Annotated in this window: 22 protein-coding genes; 11 read left to right on the forward strand and 11 right to left on the reverse strand. The window is 66.6% G+C overall.

The features are described from left to right. Positions 1 to 37: 37 nt before the first annotated feature. From AB6806_RS21880 to yidD, 5 genes are all read right to left on the reverse strand, one after another. Positions 38 to 1,273, reverse strand: coding sequence for an OpgC family protein (locus tag AB6806_RS21880; RefSeq protein ID WP_370955558.1), 1,236 nt, complete (start codon positions 1,271 to 1,273; stop codon positions 38 to 40). Between the two features lie 441 nt (positions 1,274 to 1,714). Further along, positions 1,715 to 2,329, reverse strand: coding sequence for a GDYXXLXY domain-containing protein (locus AB6806_RS21885; RefSeq protein ID WP_191125346.1), 615 nt, complete (start codon positions 2,327 to 2,329; stop codon positions 1,715 to 1,717). After that, positions 2,329 to 3,618 carry a DUF2157 domain-containing protein gene (locus tag AB6806_RS21890; RefSeq protein WP_133563411.1) on the reverse strand — a complete coding sequence of 430 codons (1,290 nt, stop codon included), beginning with the start codon at positions 3,616 to 3,618 and terminating at the stop codon, positions 2,329 to 2,331. The genes AB6806_RS21885 and AB6806_RS21890 overlap by 1 nt, the downstream gene beginning before the upstream one ends. Before the next feature lie 178 nt (positions 3,619 to 3,796). Further along, a complete protein-coding gene (gene thrS, locus AB6806_RS21895; protein WP_142022539.1) occupies positions 3,797 to 5,794 on the reverse strand; it encodes a threonine--tRNA ligase in 1,998 nt (665 codons plus the stop codon). Positions 5,795 to 5,859: 65 nt separating this feature from the next. Continuing rightward, entirely contained in the window at positions 5,860 to 6,195 is a 336-nt protein-coding gene (gene yidD / locus AB6806_RS21900) for a membrane protein insertion efficiency factor YidD (RefSeq protein WP_112764638.1), read from the reverse strand. A gap of 112 nt (positions 6,196 to 6,307) precedes the next feature. On the opposite strand from yidD, the gene AB6806_RS21905 reads away from it, so the two are divergent. After that, a complete protein-coding gene (locus AB6806_RS21905; RefSeq protein ID WP_112764582.1) occupies positions 6,308 to 7,039 on the forward strand; it encodes a phosphatase PAP2 family protein in 732 nt (243 codons plus the stop codon). Here the strand turns inward: AB6806_RS21905 and AB6806_RS21910 are convergent, their stop codons facing one another. Beyond that, positions 7,040 to 7,486 carry an iron-sulfur cluster assembly scaffold protein gene (locus AB6806_RS21910; RefSeq protein ID WP_112764581.1) on the reverse strand — a complete coding sequence of 149 codons (447 nt, stop codon included), beginning with the start codon at positions 7,484 to 7,486 and terminating at the stop codon, positions 7,040 to 7,042. A 184-nt stretch (positions 7,487 to 7,670) separates the two neighbouring features. On the opposite strand from AB6806_RS21910, the gene folE reads away from it, so the two are divergent. The 3 genes from folE (at position 7,671) to AB6806_RS21925 (ending at position 10,068) form a co-directional block, all read left to right on the forward strand. Then, positions 7,671 to 8,315 carry a GTP cyclohydrolase I FolE gene (gene folE / locus AB6806_RS21915; protein WP_142022538.1) on the forward strand — a complete coding sequence of 215 codons (645 nt, stop codon included), beginning with the start codon at positions 7,671 to 7,673 and terminating at the stop codon, positions 8,313 to 8,315. 165 nt (positions 8,316 to 8,480) lie between these two features. Further along, positions 8,481 to 8,885, forward strand: coding sequence for a phosphoribosyl-AMP cyclohydrolase (hisI, locus tag AB6806_RS21920; protein ID WP_142022537.1), 405 nt, complete (start codon positions 8,481 to 8,483; stop codon positions 8,883 to 8,885). A 193-nt stretch (positions 8,886 to 9,078) separates the two neighbouring features. Further along, positions 9,079 to 10,068 (forward strand): patatin-like phospholipase family protein, encoded by a 990-nt coding sequence (locus tag AB6806_RS21925; RefSeq protein ID WP_248311079.1) that lies wholly within the window; start codon positions 9,079 to 9,081, stop codon positions 10,066 to 10,068. Positions 10,069 to 10,131: 63 nt separating this feature from the next. Here AB6806_RS21925 and AB6806_RS21930 read toward each other — a convergent pair whose 3' ends face one another. Then, complete coding sequence (locus AB6806_RS21930) at positions 10,132 to 10,563, reverse strand: CBS domain-containing protein (RefSeq protein WP_038358434.1); 432 nt, start codon at positions 10,561 to 10,563, stop codon at positions 10,132 to 10,134. 162 nt (positions 10,564 to 10,725) lie between these two features. Then, on the reverse strand, positions 10,726 to 11,538 hold the full coding sequence (locus AB6806_RS21935) for a rhomboid family intramembrane serine protease (protein ID WP_112764579.1): 813 nt from the start codon (positions 11,536 to 11,538) through the stop codon (positions 10,726 to 10,728). Between the two features lie 407 nt (positions 11,539 to 11,945). Between AB6806_RS21935 and AB6806_RS21940 the strand changes: the two genes are divergently transcribed. The 3 genes from AB6806_RS21940 (at position 11,946) to AB6806_RS21950 (ending at position 14,472) form a co-directional block, all read left to right on the forward strand. Continuing rightward, complete coding sequence (locus AB6806_RS21940; RefSeq protein WP_038358436.1) at positions 11,946 to 12,518, forward strand: PAS domain-containing protein; 573 nt, start codon at positions 11,946 to 11,948, stop codon at positions 12,516 to 12,518. A 61-nt stretch (positions 12,519 to 12,579) separates the two neighbouring features. Continuing rightward, a complete protein-coding gene (locus AB6806_RS21945) occupies positions 12,580 to 13,194 on the forward strand; it encodes a PilZ domain-containing protein (protein WP_038358437.1) in 615 nt (204 codons plus the stop codon). Positions 13,195 to 13,839: 645 nt separating this feature from the next. Continuing rightward, positions 13,840 to 14,472 (forward strand): transglutaminase-like cysteine peptidase, encoded by a 633-nt coding sequence (locus AB6806_RS21950; RefSeq protein ID WP_112764578.1) that lies wholly within the window; start codon positions 13,840 to 13,842, stop codon positions 14,470 to 14,472. Between the two features lie 204 nt (positions 14,473 to 14,676). Here AB6806_RS21950 and AB6806_RS21955 read toward each other — a convergent pair whose 3' ends face one another. Both AB6806_RS21955 and AB6806_RS21960 read right to left on the reverse strand, forming a co-directional pair. Further along, positions 14,677 to 15,207 carry a gamma carbonic anhydrase family protein gene (locus tag AB6806_RS21955; RefSeq protein ID WP_038358438.1) on the reverse strand — a complete coding sequence of 177 codons (531 nt, stop codon included), beginning with the start codon at positions 15,205 to 15,207 and terminating at the stop codon, positions 14,677 to 14,679. A 57-nt stretch (positions 15,208 to 15,264) separates the two neighbouring features. Beyond that, positions 15,265 to 15,591: a DUF6949 family protein gene (locus tag AB6806_RS21960; RefSeq protein ID WP_038358441.1), complete on the reverse strand. Its 327-nt coding sequence runs from the start codon at positions 15,589 to 15,591 to the stop codon at positions 15,265 to 15,267. Positions 15,592 to 15,873: 282 nt separating this feature from the next. Between AB6806_RS21960 and AB6806_RS21965 the strand changes: the two genes are divergently transcribed. Together AB6806_RS21965 and AB6806_RS21970 are read left to right on the forward strand one after the other, a co-directional pair. Continuing rightward, positions 15,874 to 17,145, forward strand: coding sequence for a GGDEF domain-containing protein (locus tag AB6806_RS21965; RefSeq protein ID WP_191125654.1), 1,272 nt, complete (start codon positions 15,874 to 15,876; stop codon positions 17,143 to 17,145). Between the two features lie 73 nt (positions 17,146 to 17,218). Next, the gene (locus AB6806_RS21970; protein ID WP_370955559.1) at positions 17,219 to 17,941 is read left to right on the forward strand and encodes a hypothetical protein; all 723 of its coding nucleotides are present in this window, start codon (positions 17,219 to 17,221) and stop codon (positions 17,939 to 17,941) included. Between the two features lie 151 nt (positions 17,942 to 18,092). Here AB6806_RS21970 and AB6806_RS21975 read toward each other — a convergent pair whose 3' ends face one another. Beyond that, on the reverse strand, positions 18,093 to 18,305 hold the full coding sequence (locus AB6806_RS21975) for a DUF3126 family protein (protein ID WP_038358447.1): 213 nt from the start codon (positions 18,303 to 18,305) through the stop codon (positions 18,093 to 18,095). 155 nt (positions 18,306 to 18,460) lie between these two features. Between AB6806_RS21975 and AB6806_RS21980 the strand changes: the two genes are divergently transcribed. Together AB6806_RS21980 and AB6806_RS21985 are read left to right on the forward strand one after the other, a co-directional pair. After that, positions 18,461 to 19,840, forward strand: a complete 1,380-nt coding sequence (locus tag AB6806_RS21980; RefSeq protein ID WP_370955560.1) for a serine hydrolase domain-containing protein — start codon at positions 18,461 to 18,463, stop codon at positions 19,838 to 19,840. Positions 19,841 to 19,944: 104 nt separating this feature from the next. Further along, positions 19,945 to 20,286 (forward strand): hypothetical protein, encoded by a 342-nt coding sequence (locus AB6806_RS21985; RefSeq protein ID WP_112764573.1) that lies wholly within the window; start codon positions 19,945 to 19,947, stop codon positions 20,284 to 20,286. Positions 20,287 to 20,442 lie beyond the last annotated feature (156 nt).

Consider the following 20,442-nt stretch of genomic DNA (forward strand, 5'->3'; position numbering starts at 1 on the left):
GCAGGCGAAACGGGAGGGGCGGCCAGCGCGAGCGAGGTCAGCGCGAGGAGAAAGATGGCAGCCGCGCCTGTGCGCTGGATGCCACGCCGGGAGCCTTGGCAGGCTCCGCGCGCTGATCGCGACTCGTGATCGAACGGTACCACGACAGGAAAATCCCTAGCCCTGTCAAGAGTGTAACCCCACCGGCGCAGAGCAGCAACTGGACGTCCAGGGCAAAAGACGTTTCCGCCAGCACGATCTGCCCGATGATCGCAAGTACGATACCAACGCAGAAGACATGCAGCGAGTTGCGTCCCGAGCAAGCCAACGCCCGCCCGACGGCCGAGCGCGTGAGCATGCCGCCGGCCGGCAGCCAGCGGATGACGAGCCAGGCCAGAGCTCCGAGATGGAAAAGTCGGCTCCAGGCGAGATTGGTCTTGTCGGAGCCGAGCTGAACGGAATCGAACCAGTCGTTCAGCAGGGCGATGCCCGTCGGGTTGCCCGTCGGGATCTTCACCAGCCAGGCGAAGAGGAGGAAGGCGACGGCCGCGGCATCGAGCCAGCGCAGCCGCGGCATCGTGACCCCGAGCTGCACCGAGCGGCCGAGAATGACGCCGAGCGTGAAGATCACCTGCCAGGCGAAGGGGTTGAAGAACCAATGGCCGCCGGAATTCGGCAAATGCAGATCGAGCGCCAGCGCCACCTGCCAGATCGCCAGCGAGCAGAACAGCGTCAGCGCCGGGCTGAGGCGCACGCCGTAATAGATCGCCGGAAACAGGGCCAGCAACACGATGTAGAGCGGAAGGATGTCGAGATAGGAGGGCTGGTAGGTCAGCGTCAGCGCGCCGATCAGCGCTTCTCCCGTGTCGCGGAAGAAGGGCTGGATGTTGATCGCCTCGATGTAGAGCGGGTTCTGGGTCTGCGTCACCGCGACCGCGATCACGCCGCAGACGAGGATGAACACCGCCAGATGGGCGATGTAGAGCGTCCAGAGCCGGCCGCCGAGCTTCAGCGCCGCGATCGAGAAGCCGCGCGTTTCGATCAACCCGCCATAGGCGAAGGTCGCGGAAACGCCGGCCAGGAGCACGAAGGCGTCAGCCGCATCGGAGAAGCCGAAATTGTTCGGCATATAGGCCGAAACCACGTTCCCCGGCATGTGGTTGATGAAGATGATCAGCAGCGCGAGCCCGCGCACCATGTCGATCCGTGTATCGCGCCCCGCCGCACGAAGCGCTCCGCCTTCGGCTGGACGGCCGAACAGCATGAAGCGCTTGAATGACGAGTCTAGGGACACGAAAGGCAGTCCTCTGGCAGGCTCTGTCGGTCGGGAAGGGAAACGCCCGCTCCAGGCGGCCGGTTCCATCCCACCGACGGGAAGATGAACGTCATCTGCAGAATCCGTTCATCTGCCGTTCATATAACTCGGCATGCCGGGCGTCACGCGGCGCAATGTCACAACCCCGTGTGAAGCAGGCGGCCGCAGGAAATTGCATCTCTGCGGCTGGAACATGGCGATCGAGAAACTGTGAGGATCGCGTGGCGCATCGGCCAGAAAAGCGGAATGCGATTTTCGGAGAAAGACGCAGCAAAAACAAAAGCCTACAGCATCGGACTGAATACGATGCCGTAGGTCACCGCACGCCCTGCCGGGCGCAATCGCAGCAACCACGGCTGCGCCGTCGCGCGGGATCTTTCCGAAAGGCGGATCCGGCTTTCGGTCCGCTGCTATGGCGCCTCAATAGGGCGGTTCGGCATAGACCGGCTTGCCGTCGATCAGGAGCCGCTTGATCGCAGCTTGCCCCGAGGCCGAGACGGCGGCGACGACCTCGACGCGGGCCTTGTCGGTCGTCTCGATCGCCTTGCCCTCGCCCTGCGGCACGAAATAGCTCTCGATACCATAGGCGATGCGCAGCCGCCGGCGGTCGCCGGAGCAGTCGAACTCCCCGGCATCGTTCAGCGCACAGGCGCTCGTCGAGGTCACGCGACCGGCGATCACAACCGTGTCACCGCTGGTCGCGGGCCGGTCACGCGATACGCCGGCGGCGCGCGCGAAGCCCTCGCCGTCACGCCTGAGCGTGACATAGACGGTCTCGCCGCGCGTGTAGCCGGCCCCGTCCTTGCCGGTGTCGACCACGCTGATTGGATAGGCCAGCACGACATAGTCGCCCCGGAACAGGTCGCGCGGATCGACCGGCACGGTGCGCAGGCGGATTTCCGTTCCGCTGCTCAGGATGCTGGCCCGCTGCTGCACCAGCGCAAGCAGCCCGAGCGCCAGCAGCAGCGCGGTCGCCACGGCCCGCCAGAGCAGTGGCACCCTTGCGGCAATCGCATCGACCGAGAGCGCACGCATCACGCGGCCTCCCCGGTCGGGCCGTTGAGCCTGGCGAACAGCCGCCGCGCGCCCCAGGCTGTGACGAGCAGCGCGGCGCCGGCCAACAGGAAGAACAGCGATTGGTCGAGCAGCGTGCCGATGGTCTGCCAGAGCAGGATCAGGATGGCGACGCCGAACAGGATCGAGCCCGCCGTCAGAATCCGCCGGATGCCACCGGCCGCGCCAGCGATGACCAGCGCCGTCGCCGCCAGGAGCACGAGGCTCGCCACCGCGATCTTGCCGGGCATGCCGGAGACGCGGTCGCTCCAGAACAGCACCGGCACTAGAAGCGCCAGCAGCAGCCCCGCCGCCAGCGGCCAGGCGAAGCGCCGCTCGCGCGCGATCGCACCCAGCAGGACGCTCAACGGAACGGCCACGGCATAGGCGTAGAACACGAACAGGAAGGCGTGCCCCGCCCGCGCCTCGCTCGCATCGAGAATGCGGGCCAATTCGCTATTGAGCACGATCACGAGGCCGATCAGCCCCCAGGGCAGGCAGGCCGTCAGAAGCGCCGGCCCGCCCCGGTCAAGCGCAAGGGCGCCCAGGGCGACGAAGGCGACGGAGATCGCAAGCCCATAGGCCAGCAGGCCATAATCGAAGGAGTTCAGGAGCCACTGTCCCGGCGCCATGCCGAGCCAGAAGGCCGCTGCGAGCACGGCAAGGTGGTGCACCAGCCGGTTACCGCGGGAGAGCGCGATCCAGAGCGCCGGCAGGTAGAGTGCGAAGAAGCCGTAATGCATCCCGCTGGCCGCTTCGTCCCAGCGCCCGCCGCTCCAGGCGCAGAGCGCGACGAAGGCGATCGCCAGCGCCCCGTTCGAGCGCATCAGGAAGGCCGCGACCAAGGCGCCGAGCGCGACCAGCATCGCGCCGCCCGGCCAGTCCGCCGGCAGATGGTACATCTGCCCGACGAGCGCGAGCCCGGCACCGAAGATCAGCACGCCGCAGGTCGTCGCGGCATCGGCCCCGCCGGTCGAGCCGGCCTTCTGCAGGCGATAGGCGACGGCGAAGGCGACCGCGATGCCGGCGAGGATCATGGCGAGCTTCACGAGGCGCGGAATCGCCTCCCAGTTCGCCGCGACGAAGGCGGCGACGGAGGAGGCGATCAAGAGCCCGCCGAACAGCCCAAGCAGGGCCGGCAGGCGGAAGCCCGCATGTTCGCGGGCGACGTCGCGCCTGATGGCACTGGCGCCGTCGGGCGTGATCCAGCCTTCGTGAGCCCAGCGGATCAGGTCGGCTTCGAGTCGTTTGCGGTAGGAACCGGTCAGCATTGCCTGCTATCTGCCATGAGCCCGCAGGCTTTTACCAGAGGCGGCCATGGCAAGCCGTCATTTCTCCGGGATCGTCATTCTCGGGCGAAGCAGAGCTTCGACCCGAGAATCCCGCGCAGGATGAGACGCCCTTCCGCCCCGAGATGCCCGGGTCAAGCCCGAGCATGACGAGAATGCCTCAGGCCGCCCGCGCCTTTTGCCTGCGCACCAGATCCGGCGCCAGCGCTTCCTGCGTCAAGACGGCGATCGCCTCCGACAACGGCATCACCGTCTGCGCCTGGCTGCCGAGGCGGCGGAGCGTCACGGTCTTCTCCTCCGCCTCGCGCTTGCCCACGGCGATAATGACCGGGACCTTGGCAAGCGAATGCTCGCGCACCTTGTACGAGATCTTCTCGTTGCGCAGGTCGGCGCGGGCGCGCAGGCCCTCGCCCAGCAAGGCCATCGTCACCTCCTCGGCATAACCGTCGGCATCCGAGGTGATCGGCGCGACGATGACCTGCTCGGGCGCCAGCCAGAGCGGGAAATGCCCGGCATGGTGCTCGATCAGGATGCCGGTGAAGCGCTCCAGCGAGCCGCAAATGGCGCGGTGGACCATGACCGGCTGCTTCTTCTCGCCATCGGCGCCGATATAGAAGGCGCCGAAACGCTCCGGCAGGTTGAAGTCGACCTGCGTCGTGCCGCATTGCCAGTCGCGGCCGATGGCGTCGCGCAGCACATACTCGAATTTCGGCCCGTAGAAGGCGCCCTCGCCCGGATTGATCTCGGTCTTGATCCGGTTGCCGGACTGCTCCGCGATCCGTTCGAGCACCTTGCCCATCACCTCTTCGGCATGGTCCCAGACCGCATCGGAGCCGACGCGCTTCTCGGGCCGCGTCGAGAGCTTGATGACGAGATCGTCGGTAAAGCCGAAATCCTCGTAGACCGAGAGGATCAGGTCATTGATCTTCAGACATTCGGCGGCGAGCTGATCCTCCGTGCAGAAGATATGCGCATCGTCCTGCGTGAAGCCGCGCACGCGCATCAGCCCGTGCAGCGCGCCCGACGGCTCGTAGCGATGCACCGCCCCGAACTCGGCCAGCCGGATCGGCAGGTCGCGATAGCTCTTCAGCCCATGCTTGAAGATCTGGACATGGCCGGGGCAGTTCATCGGCTTCAGCGCGAAGACCTTGTGGTCGCGCTCCTTGTCCTCCGGATTCTCGAAGGCCGAGGCAGACTTCACCGCGAACATGTTGTCCTGGTACCAACCCCAATGGCCCGAGGTCTCCCAGAGCGACTTGTCGAGGATCTGCGGCGCATTCACCTCCTCATAGTCGGCGGCGAGGCGCCGGCGCATATAGGCGATGATCTCCTGGAACATCCGCCAGCCCTTGGAGTGCCAGAACACGACGCCCGGCCCCTCCTCCTGGAAATGGAACAGGTCCATCTCCCGGCCGAGCTTGCGGTGGTCGCGCTTCTCCGCCTCCTCGAGCTGCTTGAGATAGGCGTCGAGCTCCTCCTGCTTGGCGAAGGCGGTGCCGTAGATGCGCGTCAGCATCGCGTTGTTCGAGTCGCCGCGCCAATAGGCGCCGGCCACCTTCATCAGCTTGAAGGCATTGCCGACCTTGCCGACCGAGGTCATGTGCGGGCCGCGGCAGAGATCGATCCAGTCGCCCTGCGCGTACATCTTGAGCGTCTGGTCGGCGGGGATCGCATCGACCAGCTCGACCTTGTAGGCCTCGCCCTTGTTGGCGAAGAAATCCTTGGCCTTGTCGCGGCTCCAGACTTCCTTGGTGAAGGGTTTGTCGCGCGCGATGATCTCGCGCATCTTCTTCTCGATCGCCGGGAAGTCCTCAGGCGTGAAGGGCTCGTTGCGGGCGAAGTCGTAGAAGAACCCGTTCTCGATGACGGGGCCGATCGTCACCTGCGTGCCGGGAAAGAGCTCCTGCACGGCTTCGGCGAGGACGTGGGCGGTATCGTGCCGGATCAGCTCCAGCGAACGCGGGTCTTCCCGGTTCAGGAACTCGATCCTGGCGTCGCGCTCGATCGGGTCGGCGAGGTCGACGACCGTGCCGTCGAGCGCCATGGCGACGGTGCGCTTCAGGAGGGAGGGGGAAATGCCCTTGGCGATCTCGACCCCGGTGATGCCGGAGGGGAACTCGCGCTTGGCGCCGTCGGGAAATGTCAGGGAGATCGTCATCGATCGCGCTCCTGCTCACTCGGGGATACGAACCCCGTAAGTCAGACCGGCTACGAATGTGAGATTTACGTTCCGTCGCCCGCAGCCGGATCGGCGCCGGAATCGATAGCCGCCGGCACGTTCGTCCCGCGCCAGCGGCCATAGGACCACGGCCTATACCAGGACGAGCGCGGCGGCAATTCCTCGCAGACCATATCGATGCCGCTGGTGCCGTAAGGGTTGCAGCGGCAGATGCGCGCGAACCCGATCCAGCCGCCGCGCCACAGGCCGAAACGCTGGATCGCCTCGTCGGTATAGGCCGAGCAGCTCGGCCAATGCCGGCAATGGCGGCCGACCAGCATCGAAAAGCTGAGCTGATAGCCGCGAATCGCGATATGTGCAGCCTTACGCGGCCAATAGATGACCTTGTGCAACAGCGAACATCTTTGTTTAACAAAAAGACGCTGAAATAGCTCGTCTGCTTCGTTTTGCCGATCCGCCACCAGAACCGCTTTCCTTGATCGATTTCATAACATGATGCGCGCCAAACATTTTCGCCATGCCCTGGCCGGTTGCGGCCTCCTTCTCGGTCTTGGCCTCGCCACGGCCGCCGATGCTCAGCAGCGCGCCTATCTGCTCTGGCTCGACGGCGCCAAGATCGACATCGCCAAGATCGCCGGCCTGCCGCCGGCCCAGAACTCGCCTGAGGCGAAGGCCGAATTCGAGCATGTGCTGGAGATCTCGCAGGCCCGCACGCCCGAGCGCGAGAAGGCCGCCATCGCCGACCAGCGCCAGGCGCTTGTCAACTTCCTCGACGGCATCGACAACAGCTATGTCGACAACACCCATCGCGAGGTCCGGCTGCTGTTCCGCGAGGCGCAGATCGAACTCTCGATCCTGCTGAAGAGCGTCCATCGCCTGACCAGCCGGCCGCGCCCCTTCAGCGTCTGGAACAAGGTCCGCATCAAGCCCTGCCCGGGCGCCCGGCCGGAAGGCACCTCCTTCCCCTCGGCACATGCGGCCACCGCCGCCCTCTATGCCGAACTGCTCAAGACCGCCGTCCCCGAACTTGGCGAGAAGCTGGAGGAACGGGTCAAGAGCTATGGCGAAAGTCGTCTCGTCTGCGGCTTCCATTACGAGAGCGACCTCGTCGCCGGCGACAAGGTCGGCCGCGCCGTCGCCAAGGCCCTGCTGGCCGACCGTGCCTTCAAGGCCCGCTTCGACGAGACGGTGCCGGAAATCCGCGTGGCGCTCGGCCTGAAGTAATCAGGCTGCCGCGTCTTTGCGCTTCGCCTCGATCTGGCCGATGGCGTCGACCACCGCATCGAAGGTCAGCATGGTCGAGGCGTGCCGGGCCTTGTAGTCGCGCACCGGAACCAGCACGGCGAGATCAGCCCATTTGCCCTCCGGCGGCTCGGCATTCTCCTTGAGGATCGCCCGCGCCTGCTCCCGAACCCGGCGCAGCTCGTCTGCCGTCGAGCCGACGACATGGCGGGCCATGATCGAGGACGACGCCTGGCCGAGCGCGCAGGCCTTGACCTCATGGCCGAAGCCGGTGACGACGTCGCCTTCCATGGTGACATCGACTGTCACTGTCGAGCCGCATAGCTTCGAATGGGCCCTGGCGGTGGCATCGGGAGATGGCAGCCGCTCGAGCAGGGGGATGTTGGCGGCAAGCGCGAGAATGCGCTTGTTGTAGACTTCGTCCAGCATGGCTCAATCTCTCGCGGGTCTGGAAGGGCCCGCACCGGGACACAATATAGGGTTGATCCGCCGCGAACGGGAGGGCATTGGAGCCTCACCGCCCGCAGTGGGGGAACTTGTCGCAACGGCCTCGCGGCCCGCGGCCGCAAGGCCTGGATCGCGCGGCGCCATTTGATCCAACGGGAGGCACCACATGATCCCTGTGGTTAAGTCCTTGTCCGTCGAGCGGGCCGTCACCCCCTCCGCAGACAAGTTCCTGGTCGGCAAGCCGACGCAGGAGGAAGCGGAGGCCGCTGTCCGCACGCTCATTCTCTGGGCCGGCGACGATCCGTCGCGCGAGGGGCTGGCCGAGACGCCACAACGCGTCGTCAAAGCCTATAAGGAATTATACAAGGGCTATGGCGAGGATCCCCACGCGATCCTCGACCGTGTCTTCGAGGAGGTCGACGGCTACCAGGACATGGTCCTCGTGCGCGACATCCCGTTCTATTCGCATTGCGAGCACCACATGGTGCCCTTCGTCGGCAAGGCGCATATCGGCTACTACCCTTCGCAGGGCGTGGTAGGGCTGTCCAAGCTTGCCCGCATCGTCGATCTCTATGCGCGCCGCCTGCAGACGCAGGAGGCGATGACCGCCCAGATCGCCGACGTCATCGAGGAGGCGCTGAAGCCGCGCGGCATCGCCGTGCTCATCGAGGCCGAGCATATGTGCATGTCGATGCGCGGCGTGCAGAAGCAGGGCTCCTCGACGATGACGACGCAGTATCGCGGCCTCTTCCGCGACGACCCGGCCGAGCAGGTGCGCTTCTTCACCATGGTGAAATCGGCGGGTCTGTAGGTCCGGATCCTTCGACGAGCCGGAGCATTCGCCCCTGAACCCCATGTCATGCTCGGGCTTGATCCGAGCATCTCTCCCCGGAGATTCCCGGGTCTACGCTTCGCTTCGCCCGAGAATGACGGCGGGGTTCCACGTCATAAGACGATCTCTCCCATCGGAGTCGCCATGAGCCTCTTCCCTGCCCCGGCCGACAAGCACGCCCTCGAGGAGGGTACGGTGCTGAGCCCGCGCTTCGACGCGAACGGCCTCGTCACCTGCGTCACGACGGACGCCAAGACCGGCGAACTGCTCATGGTCGCGCATATGAATGCCGAGGCGCTCGGGCGTTCGATCGAGACCGGCGAGGCCTGGTACTGGTCGCGCTCGCGCAACGAACTCTGGCACAAGGGCGCGACCTCCGGCCAGATCCAGAGCATTGTCGAGATGCGCGTCGACTGCGACCAGGACGCGATCTGGCTCAAGGTGAACGTCGCGGGCGACGGCGGCTGCTGCCATACCGGCCGCCATTCCTGCTTCTATCGCGCGCAGCCGCTGCGGGCCGAGGCCGGCGGGCCGCTCGTCTTCGCGTGAGCCGAAGGCGGGGCTGCCCTGCCTCGGACCGCCTTCACCATTCCGTCAAATCCGGCGGATAATGCGCTGACGAGATGCCGTTCACGTTTCGCTCATCGCATTCTGGGATTCTGACCTTCAGCGGAGGGACGGATCCATGTTGTGGGACAACACCGCGCGAAGAGCCTTCGGCCTCGGCGGAGGTGGGAACATCATGAACGAAATGCCGTCTGCGCCCGAGCGAAACGGGAAGCGCAAGCCGAAGATTGGCCTGGCGCTCGGCGGCGGCGCGGCGCGCGGCTGGGCGCATATCGGCGCGCTGGAGGTGCTGATCGAGGCGGGCTACGCGCCGGAGGTCATCGCCGGAACCTCGATCGGAGCGGTGGTGGGCGGCTGCTACGCCGCCGGCAGGCTCTCCCAGCTCAGTGAATTCGCGACCGGCCTCACCAAGCGGCGCGTCGTCGGGCTGATGGATTTCCACATCGGTGGCGCCGGACTGATCGCCGGCAGCCGGCTGAAGCGCCTGCTCGAGCGCGATCTCGTGGGCCTGCGGATCGAGGAACTTCAGCAACGCTTCGTCGCCATCGCGACCGAACTCGGCACCGGCCACGAGATCTGGCTGACGCACGGCCCGCTGATCGAGGCGCTGCGGGCCTCCTATGCCCTGCCCGGCATCTTCGACCCGGTGAAGCTCGGCGGTCGCTGGCTGATGGACGGCGCGCTGGTCAACCCGGTGCCCGTCACCGCCGCCCGCGCGCTCGGCGCCGACATCGTGATCTGCGTCAACCTCAACAACGACCTCGCCGGCCGCGGCACGGTGATCCAGAACTACGCCTCGGACCCTGACCCCGAACCCGAAGAGACTGTGCCGGAGCGGGAGCTTCGTCCCCCGCAGCGCTGGTTCGACGGCATTACCGTCGCGGCCAAGCGCGTCCGCAACCTCGTCGGCCGCCCCAGCGAAAACCGTCCGGGCCTCGCCGGCGTCATGATCGACGCCTTCAACATCACGCAGGACCGGATTTCGCGCTCGCGCCTCGCCGGCGACCCGCCCGATGTGATGATCGGCCCGCGCCTCGGCCGCGTCGGCCTGTTCGACTTCCACCGCGCCGACGAAACGATCGAACTCGGCCGGGTGGCGACCCGCCGCGCCCTTGACGAGATCGCGACCGTCGTCGCCGCCAACCATATCCCGGTCGGCGGCTAGGACATTGTTTTCCGCATTGTCTTCGCGCGAACCGGTACCCGCTTCGCGCGAAAATGCTCTGGCTCAGGCCATCGCGATATAGTCGCGCATCGCCTTGCTTTCGGCCTCGATCGCCGCGACGCGATGCTTCACCACGTCGCCGATCGAGACGATGCCGGCGACGCGGCCGTTCTCGATGACCGGCACATGGCGGAAGCGCCCGGTCGTCATGATCTCCATCAGCTCGTCGACGCTGGTCTGCGGGCGGCAGGTCACCACCTTCGCGGTCATCGCCCGCGAAACCGCGCTCTCAAGCGCGGCAGCGCCTTCCTTACCGAGCGCCCGGACGATGTCGCGCTCGGACAGGATGCCGACGAGCGTGCCATCCGCGCCCATGACCACGACGGCGCCGATTCGCCGCTCGCTCAGGACGCGAACCGCTTCCGCCAGGGTCCGGTGCGGCTGCACCGAAATGACCTCCCGGCCCTTGCCGCTCAGCAACTGCTCGACATTCATCGAAGGCTCCTCCTGCTGACGCGCCGTTGGCCGGCGCGTGGTTCCGCTGCCGCTCCACGGCTGCCGGCGGACTCACGATGCCGGGCAGGCTCGAGGAGTGCTTCGCAATGACAGGGAGTGTGGGGTAAGACCGCGGCGCAGGCAAGGCGCGCGAGCGCCCGTTCAGCTGCGTTTCTGCCCACGGTCGAGCAGCGGGAACAGCAGGAGCCCGACGAGGAAGCCGCCGATATGCGCTTCCCAGGCGATGCTGGTCGCCTCGCCGAAGATCGGCACGAGCCCGGCGCCGAACAGGATGTTCGTCACGAACCAGATGCCGGTGAACAGCACGGCGCGCGAATTGCGCCAGAGCTGCCCGAGCGGTTCGGCCGGGATCGCTTTCACCACCTCGTCATTGCCGAGCTCGCCGAAGCGCAGGCCCGGCGCGAAGACGAAGCGGATCGCGGCCGCCGTCGCCCCCGAGATTCCCGCCGAGGCGCCGACCAGCGGCAGCAGGTCGAGATCGCGCGACCACCAGTGCAGCAGCGCGCCGCCAATCGTGGACAGCGCCAGGAGATTGAGGAAGCGGCCAGGTCCGAGCCGTCGCGCCACCGGGCTGCCGAAGGCAGCGAGCCACAGGCCGTTCGAGGCCAGATGCAGCCAGGAGCCGTGCAGGAAGCCATAGGTCAGCAGCGTCCAGAGCCGGACGCCGCCATCCGCCAGCAGGAGGCGGGCGAGCTGCAGCCGATCGCCGACATCCTGCCCGACGGTCGATTGCGCCAGCGCCCCGACGACGTCGTCAAGCCTGTCGGGTGACAGCCACAGCGTCAGCCGCGCCGGCACGAAGGCCAGCCACGACATCAGCAGATAGTCGTTCTCGTCCGAGAGCAGGCTGCGGCCGGCCTGGATCAGCGCCAGCACCGCCAGGAGCTGGACGATCACGGACGGCAGGTTGAAGGCGGGCTCGCGCGCCGGCGGGCGGGGATCGTGGGAAGCCATTGCGCCGCAACACTTGCCGAAGCGGCAGGCTCGCGCAAGGCGTGCCGGCCTTATCCACGCACGAAAAAGGGGAGCGGCATGACGCCCTCCCCTTTTCCGCCGGCTGTGCCGTCATCCGGACCAGCCGGACGACGTGTCACGCCCCCTCCACCCCGGTTTGCGTCGGCGGCTTGCCGCCCGCGAATTCGATGGCATTTGATACGCATTCTAGGCATCTTCCACAAAGATAAGACTTCGTTAACCCTAACCGCCCCGGCGCCTCCCCCGACTCACCCCGGGATGGCAAGACGGCATGGCGGGTGCGTCCTCGATCCTATCAGGGACCGACTCGTCCCCCTTTCGGACGGATCTGCGTCATCGCTGGACGCGCGATTCCCCGATCGGATCAACCGCTGAATGGGCGCAGAATGAAAAACACGAGCACACGTCTGGTCTTCGACTACTGGGACGCGCTGCGCGGTGAGCGGGCGGCGCCCGAACGTGGCGAGATCGAACCCGGAGCGTTGCGCCATGCGTTGGCGGACACGTTCATTCTCGAGAACGAGCCGATCGGCCCGGTCTTCCGCCTGGCCGGCACGCGGCTTTGCGCGCTGATCGGCCATGAATTGCGCGGCCGCCCCTTCGCCGCGATCTGGCCCGAGGTCGAGGCGCAGGGCGACATGCGCCGCCTGGTCCAGACGGTGATGGACGAGACGGCCGGTGCCGTCGCCGGCCTTTCCGGCGAAACCAGCACCGGCGCGCCGATCTATCTGGAGCTGCTGCTGCTGCCGCTGCGCTATCGCGGCCGCACCCATGCGCGGGTCCTGGGCGCGCTTTCGCCCGCCCTCACCCCGGATTGGCTCGGCCTCGACACCGTGGTCGCCATGCGGATGATCTCGCTGCGCATGCTCTGGCCCACCACGTCCGCGCGCCCCGCCCCGGCTGAGCGGCAACGTTCCGCCCCGCCGCGCCTCGTCGTCCTGCCCGGCGGACGCGCCTGACCTTGACCTTCCGTTAACCGTTCCTGCCTAGGATCGGCCCCGAATCCAGGCTGGTCCATTGATGTTGAGCGCGCTCCAAACGCCCCGGGCGGCGACCGTTCCGGTCGAACGCAGGAGGCATCACCGGATGAAGGTGGTGCTGCTGGGCCGTTATATGCTGCCCAACCGGATGGAATATCCCTGCCAGACGATCGACATCTCGCCGGGCGGCGTTCATCTCGCCGCGCCGGCCAAGGCCGCGCCGGGAGAGCGCGTCATCGTCTATCTCGAGCATCTCGGTCGGATCGAGGGCACTTGCGTGCGGACCACGATGGAAGGGTTCGCGATGACGATCACCGCGACCAGCCGCAAGCGCGAGAAATTCACCGCCCAGCTCACCTGGCTCGCCAATCGCGAGGAGCTCGGCCTGCCGGAAGATCGCCGGCACGAACGCATCGTTCCGCGCAATCCGCGCTCGATGCTGACGATGAGCGACGGCTCCGAGCATCCCGTCCGCGTCATCGACATCTCGCTCTCCGGCGCCGCGATCTCCAGTGATCTCGACCTGCCGACGGGCACACCCGTGCGGCTCGGCACGACGCCGGGCCGGATCGTGCGCCGGTTCGACGGCGGCTATGCCGTCGAGTTCAGCTTCCCGCTCTCCGCCGACCTGCTCGACGAGAATCTCGAGCTCTGACGGCAGGCCACCGGCCGCCCCTCCCGCGACGACGCGTGTCCGGGCCACCGCCATTTCGGGACATTGCCCGGCAATGAGCCTGGGACCCCGGACCGATGAACGGTCCGGAAGGGCCCCTCCGCCTCTCGCTTCTCCATGACACGCATCCGGGTCCGGGCTGCGGCCTCGCCGCTGCGCGGCGCCCCGGGCTGACACAGGCGGATTGGGCGCCCGTCTCGCGGGGCGGACCCAGCCGACGATCATCTCCCAGTGCTCTGGCACGGCACCGCGATCGTCCGGCCGCGAATTGCGGCCGCAACGAAGGACGGCCTGCGAGCCCGCCGGCATCCGGCAGTTCCCACGCGCGCATTGCGTGATCGGCGCGCTCCGCGAGTCACGGAAACCAGCGATCGAAGCCGCTCTCTCCCATTCTCCACGCTGGTAACAATCAGGTAAGTTAACGAGCCGTTGCCGTGTAACACACAATTAACGGTTAAAAGAAAGTTTCACCATCGTCACAAATCGTTACTTTCGACTTTGAACAAGATTGGCTCTGATATTCATTGAGGCGGTTGCTGGCGGAAATACATAAATTTGTACGTTTCGACTTCAAACCAAATCCATCGACCGGATCGCATCGTCTCCCCGGGACAGAAAGGGGACGACATGTTTTCTCTTCATCGCAATCTGATCGGCACCGCCTTCGTGGCCGCTTTCGCCATCGCCGGCGCTTCAGGCGTCGCAGCGCAGAGCGCGGGTATCCCGGTGGCGAGTGCCCCGGCCTCCGCCAGCGGCGACGCCCGCGCACCTTATGCCTGGACGGATTTCTGCAAGCGCATGCCCTCCGAATGCAGGCTCGACACCCGCGAGCCCGAGCGCGTCGAGCTGACGCCCAAGCTCTGGAAGACCATCGTCGCGGTCAACAACCGCGCCAATCACGAGATCGAGCCGGTCACCGACCAGGATCACTGGGGCGTGGTCGATCGCTGGGACATTCCCACCGACGGCAAGGGTGATTGCGAGGACTACGTCCTGCTGAAGCGCAAGCGCCTGGCCGAGGCCGGCCTGCCGCGCCGTGCCATGCTGGTGACGGTGGTCATCGACGAGGAGAATGCCGGACACGCCGTGCTGATGATCCGCACCGATCGCGGCGACTTCATCCTCGACAACAAGCGCAACGCCATCCTGCCCTGGAGCCAGACCGGCTACGTCTACGTCAAGCGGGAGTCCCAGTACCAGACCGGCTGGACCTCGCTCGGCGGCGCGCAGACCCCCACCGTCGCCTCGGTCCAGCGCTGAGCGGAACGGCCGGGCACCGTGCCCGGCGGTCCGGAGACTGATCTACCGAGCCGCCCGGATCTTCGGTGGGCGGCTCATTCGGAAAGGCGAGGCTCGGTCACGTCCCCACCCACCCGTCCCCAAGATCGGGTTTCGCCCAGGGCCGGCTTTCCGTAACGGGAAGCCGGCCCGACCTTTTTGGAGCTCCCCGGACGGGCGACCGGCTCAATCCAGCCGCTCGAGCCCCGCCGCGAATTGCCGCCAGCGCCGGGCATAGGCCTGCGCCGAGGCGGTGATCCCGGCCGCGGCCTTGTCGTCGAGCGTCCGGACGGCCCGGGCCGGCGCGCCGACGATCAGCGAATTGTCGGGAAATTCCTTGCCCTCCGTCACCAGCGCATTGGCCCCGACAAGGCTGTTGCGGCCGATCTTCGCGCCGTTCAGCACGGTCGCGCCCATGCCGACCAGGCTATTCTCGCCGATGGTGCAGCCATGCAGGATCGCACGGTGGCCGATGGTGCAGCGGGGACCGACGGTAAGCGGAAAGCCCATATCGGTATGGAAGACGCAGCCCTCCTGGACATTGCTGTCCTCGCCGATCTCGATCCACTCATTGTCGCCGCGCAGAACCGCCCCGAACCAGATCCCGACCCCAGCGGCGAGCCTCACGCGCCCGATCACATGGGCATCGGGAGCCAGCCACCATTGTCCCTGCGGAGGCGTCTCCGGCTTGGTTCCATCGAGCGAATAGAGCGGCATCGGATTCTCCCGGAGGATGCGTCGATGCCGAGCTTTGAGGGCGCCGGCGGGCTGGCGTCAAGCCACGAGGACGTGCAGCAGGTCGAGGACGACGCGGCCCGACGCCATGCTCCAGACGGCCGCGATCATACTGGCGAGCATCACGAACAGGAAGGGCCGCCCCTCGATCCGGCGGCCGCGAACCGTGTTGCGCAGGATCAGGAACGGCGCGCTGAAGATGACCACCGGCACGCTGGCGACCGCTGCGAGACCGCCGGCCTGCAGCAGCTTGAAATCCGCGCGCTGCGCCGTGAACAGCTCGAAAGCGCTTGCGAGAAGGCCGGCGAAGGCAAAACCGAGGATCAGCGACTGCAACGCCTCGAGCGTGGCGGGTTCGATCGTCATGGCGCGCAGCTTCCCCTCGGAGCGATGCGCGGGACACTGGCTTATGGTTTACGAACTGTGAAGAAAAGCCTTACCGGATAGTAAACCGGCATGGTTAATGTGGCCGTGCCGAGCGGCACTACGCCCTGCTTCCCCTCCCCGGAACCGGGGCCGGAAGCGGCGCCGACCGCAGTGCCTTCCGCGGCACAGTCAGCCGCCGAATGCGGGGCATGCGACCTTCCCCGTTGACCGCCCTGCGGGAAGAATGCCGTAAGACGCGCTGGCAGCCACGCGATTCTCCCGATGTCAGGCATCACCCTGCTCCTGGCTCAGGCGCTCATCTATTTCGGCGTCATGGCCTTCCTGTTCCGTCTGCGGCATGTCATGGGCCTCGGCGCGTTTCTCTGCGCGCTCGGCGTGATGCATTTCCTCGAGACCTATCTGGCGGCGGTCTTCTTCATCCAGTTGCCATTCGGACTGCTTTCGCCGGGCTCGACGGTGCTGTTTTCCGGCAAGCTCGCGATCATCCTGCTGTTCTACATCCGCGAGGACGCCGAAACCGTCCGCCAGCCGATCTACGGGCTGCTGGTCGGCAATTTCCTGATGGTGGCGCTGGTGCTGACACTGCGCCTCTACGGCTCGCCGGTCGCGCTGCCCGGCTACAATCCCGACCTCGTGCTGATCGACCAGATGGGCGCGCTGATGATCTGGGGCACGACGCTGCTCTTCATCGATTCGATCGCGCTGATCCTGCTGTACGAGAAGCTGCACCGCCTGATGCCGCGCTCGACCATGCTGCGGGCCTGCCTGACCCTGGCGGTGATCCTGACCTTCGACCAGATCTGCTTCTTCACCGGTCTCCACGCGGTCACCGGCACGCCCTGGGACGCTCTTTTCGGCGGCTGGGTCGCCAAGATGGGCGCGGCTGTCGTCTACAGCGCGCTGATGGGCCTCTACCTCCTGCTGTTCGAGCGCAGCACCCAGGAGCTCGCGCCGCAGCCCCTCGCCGACATCTTCTACAAGCTGACCTATCGGCACAAATACGAGGATCTGCTCGGCAAGAGCGGGCATGATGCGCTGACCGGCGCGCTCACCCGCGAGCGTTTCGACACCGTCGCCCCCGCTTTGGCGACGCGCGCTGCCGCCACGCGAAAGCCGCTCAGCCTCGCGATCCTCGACGTCGACCACTTCAAGAGCATCAACGATCGGTACGGCCACGTCACCGGCGATGAGGTGCTGCGCCGCGTTGTGGAATGCCTGCGCTCGGAAATCCGCAGCGAGGACCGGATCTTTCGCTATGGCGGCGAGGAATTCGTCATTCTCTGCGAGAACATGCCGCACAACGCGGCCCTCGCCTATGCGGAACGGATGCGGGTCGCGGTCCATGGCACGCTTTCCCGGGAATTCGCCGCCGCTCCGACGGTCAGCATCGGCGTCGCGACCTATCCGGACGACGCCGCGAGCGTTCGCGACCTTCTGATCCATGCCGACGCCCATCTCTACGAGGCCAAGCGGCTCGGCCGCGACCGCGTCGTCGGCAATGCCGGCGAGCTCCGGAAGGCTCCGGCCGGCTGAACGGCTTATGGTTTACGCTCCGTTAAGGCGGCAATGATTCAGTAAGACGCAACCCGTTCCGAGAACACCGGACATGACCGCGTCGCTTCCCCACCACCTGCCCGGACATCAGGGCGCCGCCCTGGCTTCGATGGTCCGCATGCGCCTGCAGCGGCCGGCGCGGCCTTTGCCGCGCGCCGACGGCGCCATGCTGAAGGCGGCCTTCGCGATCCTGCTGGCCGGAGCGCTCGCGACCGCCACCGCGCTCTACTGGACGCATCGGCGCGACGAGCCCTCAGTGGAGCTGCAACCGGCCCGCGTCGGCGATGTGGCGCTGATGATCCCGCGGAACCTGACCGGCATCGACGATGACGACCGCGACAGGAGCCGGCTCGTCGGCATGGCCCGCCTGCGGCTGGACTGGCCGAGCCTCGGCCCGGCCTTGTCTCAGAGCCGCTACAAGCTGCTGATCACCCTGAGCCCGCCCGACAAGGTCAACGAGCCCGCGCGCCAGCTCGCCACCTATGCCCGCTTCCTGACGCCGACGGTCTGGTCGAATCCCGGTGGCCTGGTGGTGCGCGGCTTCCGCAAGGGCTCGCCCTTCGAGGGCGACGAGTTCTATGTCTCGGTTCCCGACGGCCGGGGCTTCGCCGCGCGCTGCCCGATCAATGTGGGCGGGCTTGTCGACGAGCCCTGCCGCGTCACCTTCCATCACCGCGGCATGGATGTGAACATCCGCTTCCCACGCGCCATCATCGCAGACTGGGCCGTGATGCTGGGCGGCGTACGCCGCACGCTGGACGGTTTGATCCGATGAGCGGAAGGGGCCTGCGCCGGCTCGCCCATTCCCCATCCTGAGGAGCGCTCCAGGAGCGCGTCCCGAAGGATGCTTCAGGAAGCTCCGAGCCTCCGGAGCATCCTTCGAGACGCAAGCCGCTTTTGTTCCTCAGGATGAGGCTGGAAGCGGATCAGCCCTCGAGATCGACGTCGAGGATCGCCATGGTGAAGTTGAACGAACGGTCGCCGTCCTCGTCGTCGACATGGATGATGCCGATATATTCCTCACCCAGATAGACCTCGGCCGAATCGGTCTTCTTCATCCGCGCCCGCACGGAGATGTTGGTGTTGCTGAAGGTCCGGCGCAGATAGTCCTGCAGCTTGGCGAGTTCTGTCTTGTCCACGGTCTGTGTCCCTTTCGATTGGGCGGGAGCGATGCCACGCCGGGCCGCACAGGGCAAGCAAAAGCCGGCATCGTTCCGTCGATCTTCCCCCCGCTTGCACCCCGGGCTGCGATCCTTAGCATGCGCCTCTCCCATCCCGAGGACGGATCTCATTCATGACGCCGTGGCTCCCTTCCGCCCTCGCCTATGTCGAGAGCTGGCTCGATTTCCAGCGCCGCCTGCACGACCAGCCGGGCGTGGCCATCGCGGTCGCGAACGGCGGCGAGATCGCGCTCGAGGCCGCCTTCGGCAGCGCCGATCTCGTGACCGGCGAGGCGCTGACGCCGCGCCACGGCTTCCGCATCGCCTCCCATTCCAAGAGCTTCACCGGTGCCGGCATCCTGCGCCTCGTCGAGGACGGCCGGCTGCGGCTCGACGACAGGGTCGGCTCCCTGATCGACGGCTTGCACCCCGAAATCGCCGCCGTGACGATCCGCCAGGTGCTCTCCAACAGCGCCGGGCTGACGCGCGACGGGCCGGACAACGGCCAGTTCTTCGACCGCAAGCCCTATTGCGACAGGGCCGAACTCCTCGACGATCTCGCCGAGCCGCCGGTCTTTCCAGCCTCGCAGCGCTTCAAATACTCGAACCACGGCTTCGGCCTGCTCGGCCTCGTCATCGAATCCGTGACTGGCCTGAGCTACAGCGAATGGATCACCGACGAGGTCGTCGCGAAGGTCGGCCTCACCGAAACCAAGGCCGATATCGAGCTCTGGGGCCATAGGCCGATGGCGAAGGGCCACAGCGGCACGCAGCCTCTGGGTTACCGCGTCGTCATCCCCGGCGACAATCCCGGCCGGGCCATGGTTTCGGCAGCGGGCTTCGTCGCCACCGCCGCCGATGTCGCCCGCTATTTCGCCCAGCTCTCGCCGCAGGCTGAAACCAGCATCCTCACCCCCTTGAGCCGCCGCGAGATGACGCGACGGCTCTGGCCGGACGACGAGGCGAGCCTCGGCCGCCATTATGGGCTCGGCACCATCTCGGGCGGCGAAGGCGCCTGGCGCTGGTTCGGCCATTCCGGCGGTTTCCAGGGCTTCATCACCCGCACCTGCGTCTTTCCTGCGCAGAACCTGACGGTGTCCGTCCTGACCAACGCCATCGACGGGCTCGCCCACCCCTGGCTCGACGGCGTCGTCCACATCCTGAAAACCTTCTCCGAGCGCGGCGCACCGCCGGCCGGGACCGAAGACTGGAATCGCCGGGGCTGGTGCATCTGGGGCGCGGGCGATCTGGTGCCAGTGTCCGACCGCGTCCTCATCGCCAACCCCGCGCTGTTCACCCCCTTCCTCGACGCCGGCGAAATCACGCTCGATGCGCCGGATCACGGCCGCATCACACGCGCCTCCGGCTTCAACAGCCCGGGCGAACCGGCCAGGCTGGTGCGGGACGAGGCCGACGCGGTGCAGTCGGTCTGGCTCGGCGGCGGCCGCTTCGTCGGCGAGGAGGATATGAAGGTCGAGATGCTCGCCCGCTATGTCGAGAAGGCGGCCGGCTGACGCCGTTGCGACGCACACCGATCCATACGGGGTAGCCGGAACCGGGTGCTCCGCCATGCATTCGCCGCCTTTCGCGCCGCAAACTTGCGGGTGAGGGCTGGCCGATGCGCTTGATCGCTTCATTCGCCATGGTGGCTATCCTGGCTGTGGGAGCGGCGCCGGCGCTTTCGCATCAGGCCCCAACTGGCTGGGACTATCCGTTCTACTGCTGCTCCGGCGCCGACTGCGCCCCGATCGCGGCCGAGACCGTGCGCGAAGGCCATGGTGGCTTCATCGTCACCGTCGCGCCCGGCACGCACCCGATGTGGCCGACCGAACGGCGCCAGCCGTTGATCCTCGAAATCCCCTATGACAAGGCCAAGGAATCGCCCGACGGCCACTTTCATCTCTGCATCGACGATGCCGGAGATCTGCTCTGCTTCTTCGCCCCGGCCGGCAGTTCCTGACGCGGACGACGCGCTACAGCATCGGACCGAACATTGTATTCGGTCCGATGCTGTAGCTCTTTGTTTTTACATCGGCTTTTCCCGAAAACCGCGTGCCACTTTTCGGGCCGATGCTCTAAGCCATGCGGCTCGCCCGGGAGGAGACCGCTTGGCGCT

This window comes from Allobosea sp. RCC_152_1, assembly GCF_041360765.1.
Taxonomy (GTDB): domain Bacteria; phylum Pseudomonadota; class Alphaproteobacteria; order Rhizobiales; family Beijerinckiaceae; genus Allobosea; species Allobosea spartocytisi.

What these genes read in the sequence shown, in the direction of transcription:
- AB6806_RS21885 (WP_191125346.1), bottom strand. Translation starts at nt 2,329, where the DNA reads ATGCGTGCGCTCTCGGTCGATGCGATTGCCGCAAGGGTGCCACTGCTC.
- AB6806_RS21890 (WP_133563411.1), bottom strand. Translation starts at nt 3,618, where the DNA reads ATGCTGACCGGTTCCTACCGCAAACGACTCGAAGCCGACCTGATCCGC.
- thrS (WP_142022539.1), bottom strand. Translation starts at nt 5,794, where the DNA reads ATGACGATCTCCCTGACATTTCCCGACGGCGCCAAGCGCGAGTTCCCC.
- AB6806_RS21905 (WP_112764582.1), top strand. Translation starts at nt 6,308, where the DNA reads ATGATGCGCGCCAAACATTTTCGCCATGCCCTGGCCGGTTGCGGCCTC.
- AB6806_RS21910 (WP_112764581.1), bottom strand. Translation starts at nt 7,486, where the DNA reads ATGCTGGACGAAGTCTACAACAAGCGCATTCTCGCGCTTGCCGCCAAC.
- folE (WP_142022538.1), top strand. Translation starts at nt 7,671, where the DNA reads ATGATCCCTGTGGTTAAGTCCTTGTCCGTCGAGCGGGCCGTCACCCCC.
- hisI (WP_142022537.1), top strand. Translation starts at nt 8,481, where the DNA reads ATGAGCCTCTTCCCTGCCCCGGCCGACAAGCACGCCCTCGAGGAGGGT.
- AB6806_RS21925 (WP_248311079.1), top strand. Translation starts at nt 9,079, where the DNA reads ATGAACGAAATGCCGTCTGCGCCCGAGCGAAACGGGAAGCGCAAGCCG.
- AB6806_RS21930 (WP_038358434.1), bottom strand. Translation starts at nt 10,563, where the DNA reads ATGAATGTCGAGCAGTTGCTGAGCGGCAAGGGCCGGGAGGTCATTTCG.
- AB6806_RS21935 (WP_112764579.1), bottom strand. Translation starts at nt 11,538, where the DNA reads ATGGCTTCCCACGATCCCCGCCCGCCGGCGCGCGAGCCCGCCTTCAAC.
- AB6806_RS21940 (WP_038358436.1), top strand. Translation starts at nt 11,946, where the DNA reads ATGAAAAACACGAGCACACGTCTGGTCTTCGACTACTGGGACGCGCTG.
- AB6806_RS21945 (WP_038358437.1), top strand. Translation starts at nt 12,580, where the DNA reads ATGTTGAGCGCGCTCCAAACGCCCCGGGCGGCGACCGTTCCGGTCGAA.
- AB6806_RS21950 (WP_112764578.1), top strand. Translation starts at nt 13,840, where the DNA reads ATGTTTTCTCTTCATCGCAATCTGATCGGCACCGCCTTCGTGGCCGCT.
- AB6806_RS21955 (WP_038358438.1), bottom strand. Translation starts at nt 15,207, where the DNA reads ATGCCGCTCTATTCGCTCGATGGAACCAAGCCGGAGACGCCTCCGCAG.
- AB6806_RS21960 (WP_038358441.1), bottom strand. Translation starts at nt 15,591, where the DNA reads ATGACGATCGAACCCGCCACGCTCGAGGCGTTGCAGTCGCTGATCCTC.
- AB6806_RS21965 (WP_191125654.1), top strand. Translation starts at nt 15,874, where the DNA reads ATGTCAGGCATCACCCTGCTCCTGGCTCAGGCGCTCATCTATTTCGGC.
- AB6806_RS21970 (WP_370955559.1), top strand. Translation starts at nt 17,219, where the DNA reads ATGACCGCGTCGCTTCCCCACCACCTGCCCGGACATCAGGGCGCCGCC.
- AB6806_RS21980 (WP_370955560.1), top strand. Translation starts at nt 18,461, where the DNA reads ATGACGCCGTGGCTCCCTTCCGCCCTCGCCTATGTCGAGAGCTGGCTC.
- AB6806_RS21985 (WP_112764573.1), top strand. Translation starts at nt 19,945, where the DNA reads ATGCGCTTGATCGCTTCATTCGCCATGGTGGCTATCCTGGCTGTGGGA.